The sequence below is a fragment of the Propionivibrio sp. genome (genome assembly GCF_016790145.1).
Taxonomy (GTDB): domain Bacteria; phylum Pseudomonadota; class Gammaproteobacteria; order Burkholderiales; family Rhodocyclaceae; genus Propionivibrio.
Genome location: NZ_JAEUOI010000166.1, coordinates 1 through 8,590, shown reverse-complemented (window position 1 = coordinate 8,590; position 8,590 = coordinate 1). Strand labels below are relative to the sequence as shown.

General features: G+C 53.9%; 6 protein-coding genes. 4 read left to right on the top strand and 2 right to left on the bottom strand.

The window, feature by feature from the left end; translation table 11 throughout:
* Positions 1-301 precede the first annotated feature (301 nt).
* Together JNM42_RS13635 and JNM42_RS13630 are read right to left on the bottom strand one after the other, a co-directional pair.
* Positions 302-1,726 (bottom strand): heavy metal sensor histidine kinase, encoded by a 1,425-nt coding sequence (locus JNM42_RS13635; RefSeq protein WP_186411995.1) that lies wholly within the window; start codon positions 1,724-1,726, stop codon positions 302-304.
* The gene (locus JNM42_RS13630; protein WP_186411994.1) at positions 1,717-2,400 is read right to left on the bottom strand and encodes a heavy metal response regulator transcription factor; all 684 of its coding nucleotides are present in this window, start codon (positions 2,398-2,400) and stop codon (positions 1,717-1,719) included. Before JNM42_RS13630 ends, JNM42_RS13635 begins: the two co-directional genes overlap by 10 nt.
* A gap of 172 nt (positions 2,401-2,572) precedes the next feature.
* Here JNM42_RS13630 and JNM42_RS13625 point away from each other — a divergent pair, with 172 nt between their 5' ends.
* From JNM42_RS13625 to JNM42_RS13610, 4 genes are read left to right on the top strand one after another with little or no spacing between them, the layout of a single operon-like run.
* A complete protein-coding gene (locus JNM42_RS13625; RefSeq protein WP_294270962.1) occupies positions 2,573-3,775 on the top strand; it encodes a TolC family protein in 1,203 nt (400 codons plus the stop codon).
* On the top strand, positions 3,772-4,293 hold the full coding sequence (locus JNM42_RS13620) for a hypothetical protein (RefSeq protein WP_294270959.1): 522 nt from the start codon (positions 3,772-3,774) through the stop codon (positions 4,291-4,293). Before JNM42_RS13625 ends, JNM42_RS13620 begins: the two co-directional genes overlap by 4 nt.
* 12 nt (positions 4,294-4,305) lie before the next feature.
* Positions 4,306-5,397 (top strand): HlyD family efflux transporter periplasmic adaptor subunit, encoded by a 1,092-nt coding sequence (locus JNM42_RS13615; RefSeq protein WP_294270956.1) that lies wholly within the window; start codon positions 4,306-4,308, stop codon positions 5,395-5,397.
* Between the two features lie 10 nt (positions 5,398-5,407).
* Positions 5,408-8,509: an efflux RND transporter permease subunit gene (locus JNM42_RS13610; protein ID WP_294270953.1), complete on the top strand. Its 3,102-nt coding sequence runs from the start codon at positions 5,408-5,410 to the stop codon at positions 8,507-8,509.
* Positions 8,510-8,590 lie beyond the last annotated feature (81 nt).

The window sequence follows — 8,590 nt, the reverse complement described above, 5'->3', positions numbered from 1 at the left end:
TGTGCTCGATCCACTTCCCACAGCAGCCGCAAGTCGGACTTTTGTAGATGTCGACTTTGGGGAGCGTTTGTGCCAAGACTGAAGCGGAACCCATAAACGTTATAAGGAAGAGCGAACGGAGATGAAATTTCATAATATTTTCCATTTGTTTATCAGATGCGAGGAGTTTAATCAGGGGAAACCAACATGAGGCTGACTGAAAAATTACATTTCTGTAATTTATGAACCTTTCTGGCAAGAATGAACTAGCTTTCTTTTCCGCGATGTAATGTGTAATGGCTCTGGCGCTACAGATGTCCTGTTAGTTGTCAATCGGCACCATTCCTATGGGCTGGCATGGAACGATCAATTCGAACACAGTGCTCGTTTGATCCGAACGTACGAAGGCATCCCCACCGTGCGCTCGCATGATGGACCGGGTTATCGCCAAGCCAAGCCCCACCCCCTCGCTGAAACGTTGCCGGGAACAATCGACACGGTAGAATCGGTCGAACAGGCGTGGCACGTGCTCGGCAGGAATGGCTGCCCCTGTATTTACCACCGACAACTTTACAAACGAATCGCTCGTGTTATCGACATGAACGGCGATACGTCCACCAGCAGGAGTATGGCGCAACGCATTCGAGAGCAGGTTGCTGATGGCTCGGCGCAACATCAACCGGTCGCCAGAGACACGACCGCTTCCGGAACTCGCCATGAAGATCGATTTATCCTCGGCCAGTATCTCGTAAAACTGGAACAAACCATTCACCTCGTCGAGCAGGTTGAGTTGCTCTCGGTGCGGGATGATCAGATTATTTTCGGATTTTGCAAGAAATAGCATGTCCGAGATCATGCGCGACAGCCGCTCGAATTCCTCAATGTTGGATGCCAGGACGTCACGATACTCATCTGAACTCCTGTCCTTCGAAAGCGTGACCTGCGTTTGCGTCAGCAAATTGCTGACGGGAGTACGCAATTCGTGCGCGATGTCGGATGAGAAATCCGAGAGTTGTTTAAAGGAATTCTCAAGCCGGGTCAGCATTTCGTTCAGGGTTTCGACCAGCCCAAGCAACTCAACGGGTACCGAATCCACCGGAAGCCGGGAGTCAAGACGATGCGCCGTAATATCCGCCGCTTTATGTTTAACCGCTTGCAAGGGTGAAAGCCCTCGTCTTGCTGCAATCCAGCCAAGAACCCCGGTTACGAAAGCCGCCAGAATAACGAACGACCAAAGAGTCACCCGGAACGAACTCATGAAGTGCTCGTGATGGGATATGTTAGTGGCCACGGCTACGATTGCGGACGGTGACCCTTTGATCGCCGTGGGAGACAGCGCGGAAATTCCACGGAGAGGCTGGTTACTGCTTGTCCTCCAGACTATTGGCCTTGTGCTATCCGCATTGACATGGCTATCCAGTAGCGTTTTTGGAAACTCGGCTCCGTTTGTAGCATAAAGAATTGTTTCATCGGGTGCTACAACAACAAGTTCCAGTCCTTGATGTCCGACCAGGGCATCTTCAAGTAGCTGTGGTAGTTGATCCAGTTCAGCTTTGGAGCGAATTTTCTCAAGTGCGTGTTGGGTAAGTTTCAGTTTTCCTGAAAGCACTTCCATATCCTGAGCTTCGAAGTGCTGATCAACCGATACGGCTATCAGAAAACCCAGCAACAGCAGCACGATGCTCGAGGCGGACGCAAAAAGTAGGGTGAGCCTGAGGGTGATCGATTTGCGAACTGTCAAACGCATTCAGGAATCTCCAGAACATAACCCATGCCACGGACGGTACGAATAAGTTTTGGTTCAAAGTTGTCATCCACCTTGGCGCGCAAGCGCTTCACAGCTACTTCGATCACGTTGGTGTCGCTATCGAAATTCATGTCCCATACCTGCGAGGCGATCAAAGAGCGTGGAAGTACCTCGCCCTGTCGACGTAGCAATAGCTCAAGCAATGAAAACTCCTTGGCCGTCAGATCAATACGTTTTCCGGAACGGGTCGCGCGGCGGCGTATCAGGTCAAGTTCGAGATCGGCGGCTCTCAGGACTTCGGACTCTTTGCTCTTGCCACCCCGGCGCAGCAAGGTTCGTACTCGCGCCAGAAGTTCGGCAAAGGCGAACGGTTTGACAAGGTAGTCATCCGCGCCGAGTTCAAGACCGCGGACCCGATCGTCCACTTGATCGCGCGCCGTCAGAAAGAGTACGGGAATCTCTTTGCCGGCGGCACGGATACCGTGCAAAACCTCAAAGCCATCGATACCCGGGAGCATCACATCCAGAATTACAAGGTTAAAATCGATGGTCAATGCGTCGTGCAGGCCATCCTCGCCATTCCGTGCCAGATCGACGACGAAGCCGGCTTCCAGCAGACCCTGTTTCAGGTAATTACCTGTCTTCGGTTCATCCTCAACGACCAGAATTTTCATTGATGCTCTCCTTCGGCAAGCTTATGAATTTCCTCTATTTTGCGCCTGTCGAATGCCACCCTTTGGAAGATTACGGAAATGTAATCTGCGTGTCAGTGTCCTGTTAGTTTCGCAACGTCATGATACAGACCTTAGGAGCCAGGAGTTCCAGCCAGAATTCATGGAGGCGTACATGCCGGATCAAAGTTATAAATGGCGAGTGTTTGTCATGGTGGTCATGGTACTGGGCTTTTCTGCCCCACTGTCTGCTGCAACGTTCAAGGATGTCTTGGAGCATGCATGGTCAAACCAAGCACAAACCGCCCGATCTGAGCAATACGACGCGCAACTTTCAGCCAGCCAGGCTTGGGTGCCTGAACCTCCCACACTCACTATTTCGTACCGCGGCGATCAAATCGACACCAACAATGGCCTACGCGAATGGGAGGCTGAAATCAGCCAGCCGATCTGGCTCTGGGGGCAACGCGATCGTGCCCAGTCGGTTGCCCGAAGCGAGCGCGAAGCGAGTACACAACGTTTTTCCTATGCCCGTTGGCAACTGGCCGGGGAGCTGCGCGAAGCGTGGTGGGAAGCTCGTTTGGCCGAAATCGAGCAAAACGCGGCGGAACGCAAGCTCAAAGAAGACTCTCAGCTTGAGGCCGATGTGCTTCGGCGACTCAAGGCCGGCGTTCTCACGCCGCTTGACCTGAACCAGGTCCGCTCCAGCGTGGCAATCGCCAAAGCCGATGTAGTACGGGCTCAAACCGCAGTGGCCCGCACCCTTGCGCAATTCCGAGCCTTGTCGAAAGGTGCTCCGCTGCCCGAGCTGCCCGAAATTCTGGTGTCCCGCGAGATAGACATAGAAAGCCGACACCCTGCAATAGCCAGCCACGCGGCGACCGCAACGGCGGCACAAGATAAATTACGCCAAGTCAGCGGCGATACACGTAACACGCCAGAAATTGGGCTGACTCTCACACGGGAGCGCGCTAATTTTAATGAGCCCTATCAGAATCTTGCCAAAGTCGCCCTGAAAATCCCCTTTGGCTCGGAATCTCGTAACCAGCCACGCATCACCGCTGCCAATGCGGACTTGATCGAAGCACAGCTTTTGACCGAGCAAACCCGCCGCAAGCTGGATGCCACGATTACATCGAGTCAGCTCGAGCTTGAGCAGAGCCAGGGCTCCATTCTTATTTTTGAGGAGCGGTTGCAACGGGTGGAACACAGTTTTGCCTGGGTTGACAAGGCATTTCGCGCAGGCCAATTTGACTTGCCGGCGAGGCTCAAGGCTGAGGCTGATCTGACCGGTGCCAGGCTAGCTTTCGCCCGGGCGAAACTTGAAGCAGCACGCGCCATTTCCCGTTACAACCAGGCTGTGGGAGTTTTACCATGACCCGAAAGTTTCTGATCCTTTCAATACTCCTGCTGCCCATTCTGAGCTTCGCCCATGGAGGTGAAGACCATGGTGAAAGCACAAAACAGGTTGGCGTCACCTATGCGGCACCTCGCGCAGAGGCACACACCGATCTGTTCGAATTGGTGGCCATCCCGCAAAACGGGCTACTGACAATTTATGTTGATCACTTTGCCAATAACCAGCCCGTCAAAGACGCCAAGGTAGAAGTCGAAAGCGGCAACTGGAAAGCTGTAGCCAGTGCTGCGGGCCATGGTACTTACCGGGTTGCTGCACCCCAGTTCGCCACGCCCGGAAACTACCCTCTGGTCTTCACGGTAACCGCCGGTGACCTCGCTGACTTGATCGAAACTACCCTTATCGTCGAGGAATCTTCTCAAGCTACCGTTCTTGGCAATCTGCCATCGCGCTCGGGCTGGTGGTGGATCAGTGCCTCGTTAGCCGTCTTGATCGTCGGGACAGCCGTTCTTCTGAAGCGATTTAAGTCCGCTCAATAAGGGAAACAAGGTATGTACAGGAAAATTCTAATCACTGGCCTGATGGTGTTGTCTTTGGGTCAGGCCTGGGCGCACGGCGATGAAGATCATGGTGCCACTCAAGCCGCCATTGCCCCTTCAACAGATAAGCCCCAGCGCCTACCTGATGGTCGTGTATTTGTTCCGAAAGAGACACAGCACCGCTTGGAAATCCGGACTATCCTCGCGGAAGAAAAATCCGTTCAGCGCACTGAGGAACTCAATGGTCACGTCGTGATGGATCCCGGCACAGGCGGACGAGTGCAATCAATGCAGGCCGGGCGCATCGAAGTTACCCCGAAAGGCTTGCCTGTCGTCGGATCATGGGTGCAGAAAGGCGATGTGCTGGCCTACGTGCAGCCTGCCATTGGCAGTATGGAACGAACGAATTCGCGAGCGGAACAAGGCGATATCAAAGCCAAACTGGTGTTGGCAGAAAAGCAGTTGACTCGTTTGAAGGAGCTTTCCGGAACCGTCCCCCAAAAGGATATTGATGCCGGCGAGACGGAACTTGCGGTGCTGCGCGGGCGTAGTCATGCCCTGGCCACCGGCAATGGCCCGGAAGCCTTGCGGGCGCCAGTGAGCGGTGTCATTGCATCAAGTAGCGTGATCAACGGCCAGGTCATTGAAGCCAGGGATGTTCTTTTCGAGATTATCGACCCCCATCACATGATGATTGAAGCCTTGGCCTTTGATCCTCGCTCGATCCATACGTTGACGGGGGCCACGCTGGCGGGGTCTACAACCGAACTCGATTATCTGGGTGGTGCTGCGTCCTTGCGCGATGGCGCAATCCCATTGTTTTTCCGGCTAACTGGTGGAGAGATTCCTTTGGTGCTCGGACAGCCGGTCAAGGTCATCGTAAAGAACAGGGAGACCGTAAAGGGAACGCCGCTACCTGCGTCGGCCGTCGTTAAAAACAGTGCCAATGAAAACATTGTCTGGGTACATGAGCGCGCGGAAATCTTTCGCCCAGTAGCGGTGCAAGTCACGGCGATTGACGGTGCAAACATGGTGGCCCAAGGGTTGACCCCTGGTCAGCGGATTGTGACCAGCAGTGCCACGCTGATCAATCAGATCCGCTAGGGAGACGATCATGTTTAGCTGGATTGTCAACAGCAGTCTGAATAATCGACTGTTTGTTCTGGTTTTTGCCGTGATTCTGATGGTTTATGGGGCGATCACGGCCAAAAATATGCCGGTGGATGTATTCCCCGATCTTAATAAACCAACCGTCACCATCATGACCGAAGCGGGCGGCATGGCACCGGAAGAAGTCGAGCAACTGGTCTCCTTTCCGCTGGAAACGGCCCTCAACGGGATGCCGGGAGTGACGCGGGTACGCTCGGTATCGGGTATCGGCTTGTCGATCATCTACGCCGAATTTGCCTGGGGGTCGGATATCTACCGTAACCGGCAATTGGTTGCTGAACGCTTGAACGAGGTCAAGGAGCAGCTACCGGTTGGTGTTAGCCCCAATATGGGGCCGGTTTCATCGGTCATGGGCGAAATCATGTTGATTGCCTTGCCAGCGGACCCCGCCAAAGTGAGTCCGATGGCGGTGCGTGAATACTCCGATTTCGTATTGCGACCCCGGTTGCTATCGATTCCTGGGGTGGCTCAAGTCATTCCGATCGGGGGAGAAGTGCGTCAATTTCGTGTTGAACCCGACACTGCGCTGATGGCCCGGCTTGGTGTCGGATTCGATGAACTTGAGACCGCGTTACGATCATTCTCCAGCAACACCAGCGGTGGGTTCCTGGAACAGAATGCCCGGGAATACCTGATCCGCAACCTTGGGCGAACGACCCGGCTGGAAGACCTGCAAAACATAGCAGTTCGTGATGCCAAGGGCCAACCGATCCTACTTAAGCAATTAGCTGAGGTAAAATTTGCAGCGTCCTTCAATCGCGGTGATGCGGGTTTTGCAAGCAAACCGGCCGTGATTGTCAGCGTTCAGAAACAGCCCGGCGCTGATTCAGTGATACTGACGGGCAAAATTGAAGAAGCACTGACGAGTCTCTCAAAGTCATTACCGCTGGGAATTACAAAACCAGAAGTCTTATTCCGGCAAGCCGATTTCATTGAGGCGTCGATTGGCAACGTCAAAGCCGCCTTGCGCGATGGCGCCATCATGGTGGCGATCATCCTGTTTCTGTTCCTGATGAATGTTCGTACCACTGTGATCTCGCTGACAGCCATCCCTCTTTCGCTGGCCATCACGGCCTTGGTATTCCAAGGCATGGGCTTGTCGATCAACGTGATGACGCTGGGTGGCTTGGCCATTGCCATCGGCGAACTAGTCGATGACGCACTGGTCGATGTCGAAAATGTGTTGCGACGTCTGAAACAGCACAAACCCAAAAGCCTGCTGGATACGATCAAGACTATCTCTTCAGCCTGCAACGAGGTGCGCTCTGGCGTCGTCGTGGCCACGTTGGTCGTGGTATTGGTTTTTGTGCCGCTGTTTGCACTGCCGGGGATTGAAGGCCGCCTGTTTGCGCCGCTCGGGATCGCCTACATCACGTCGATTCTGTCGAGCTTGCTGGTGGCGCTAACCGTCACTCCGGTTTTGTGCTACTTCCTCTTGCCCAATATGAAGCAGATTGATCACGGTGACTCGAGACTCGTGCTTTGGCTCAAACGATGGGATAAACGCCTCCTTGAAGCCTCGTTCGGGCGAGCTAGGCTGGCGCTTGGGATGGCCGTGCTGGCGCTGGTGCTATGCCTGGTAACGGTGCCGTTTTTCCCCAAGGCGTTTTTGCCCGCCTTCAACGAGGGCACGCTGACGATAAGCATGATGCTCAATCCAGGCACTTCGCTCATCGAATCAAACCGAGTGGGTGCTTTGGCCGAGTCGCTGATCAGTTTGGTCCCTGAAGTCAAAAACGTGGGGCGCCGTACCGGTCGCGCCGAACTCGACGAACATGCTGAAGGCGTGCATTCGAGTGAAATTGACGTGGATCTGAAGCCTTCAGAACGTAGTCGCGAGGCAGTCATGGCCGATATTCGTGCCAGTCTCGCTTCACTGCCGGCAACCACGACCGTGGGGCAGCCTATCTCTCATCGCCTTGATCATCTTCTATCCGGCGTACGCGCGCAGATCGCACTGAAAATCTACGGCGATGATCTGGATACCTTGCGTGGCCAAGCATCAAGCCTTCAGGTGCAACTTGCCAACATACCGGGGTTGACTGACCTTCAGATCGAAAAGCTGGTAATGATTCCACAGATCAAGGTACGGCTCGATTATAGCAAGGCCGCGCAATATGGCGTTTCGCCTGGCTCACTTCTCAAAATGCTGGAAACCCTGACCGAGGGCGATACGGTGGCGCAGATCGTTGATGGCAACAAGCGCTTCAAGCTGGTCATTCGTCTGCCCGACAGTGCCCGTGACACACAAGGTCTAGGCAATATCCTGATACCGACACCGCACGGCCATATTCCCCTGTCACAGATCGCTAGTATTGAAGAATCTGATGGGCCAAATCAAATCGGTCGGGAGAACAGGCGACGGCGGATTGTGATTTCAGCCAATACTGACGGTTCGGATATGTCAAAGATTGTTGGAAAGATTCGGGAAACAGTTGGAGCAGTCCATTTACCCGAGGGATACTTCATCAGTATTGAAGGGCAATTTGAGGCACAAGAGCAGGCAACGCGACTGATCGGCGGTCTTTCGCTGATCTCGCTCGCACTGATTTTCATGGTGCTCTACAGCCGCTACAAGTCGGCAAGGCTGGCGGCAATGATCATGGGCAACATTCCGATGGCGTTGATTGGCAGCGTGATCGCCATGTGGCTAGCTGGAATCTCGCTCTCAGTCGCCTCGCTGGTTGGCTTCATCACACTCACCGGCATTGCCACTCGCAACGGCATCCTGAAAATCAGCCATTACATCAATTTGTGCAAGTTCGAGGGCGAAATTTTTGGCAAGAGCATGATCGTTCGCGGTTCGCTGGAACGATTGACGCCAGTCCTCATGACTGCTTTAACTGCGGCACTGGCCTTGGTTCCCTTGCTGTTTGCCGCTGAGGCACCAGGCAAGGAAATTCTTCATCCGGTGGCAGTGGTGATCTTCGGCGGACTGGTGAGCTCAACACTTCTTGATACTTTGCTGACGCCGCTGATGTTCTGGCTATACGGCGAGAAGCCACTCCATGACTTACTGCAAGATCGTAGTACAGAAACCTTCTGATTTTTAACCCCACCCAGGCGGAAGCCTGGGTATTTACTTGAAAAGGAAACATCATGAAAAGATTATTGATTGCCGCCTCGA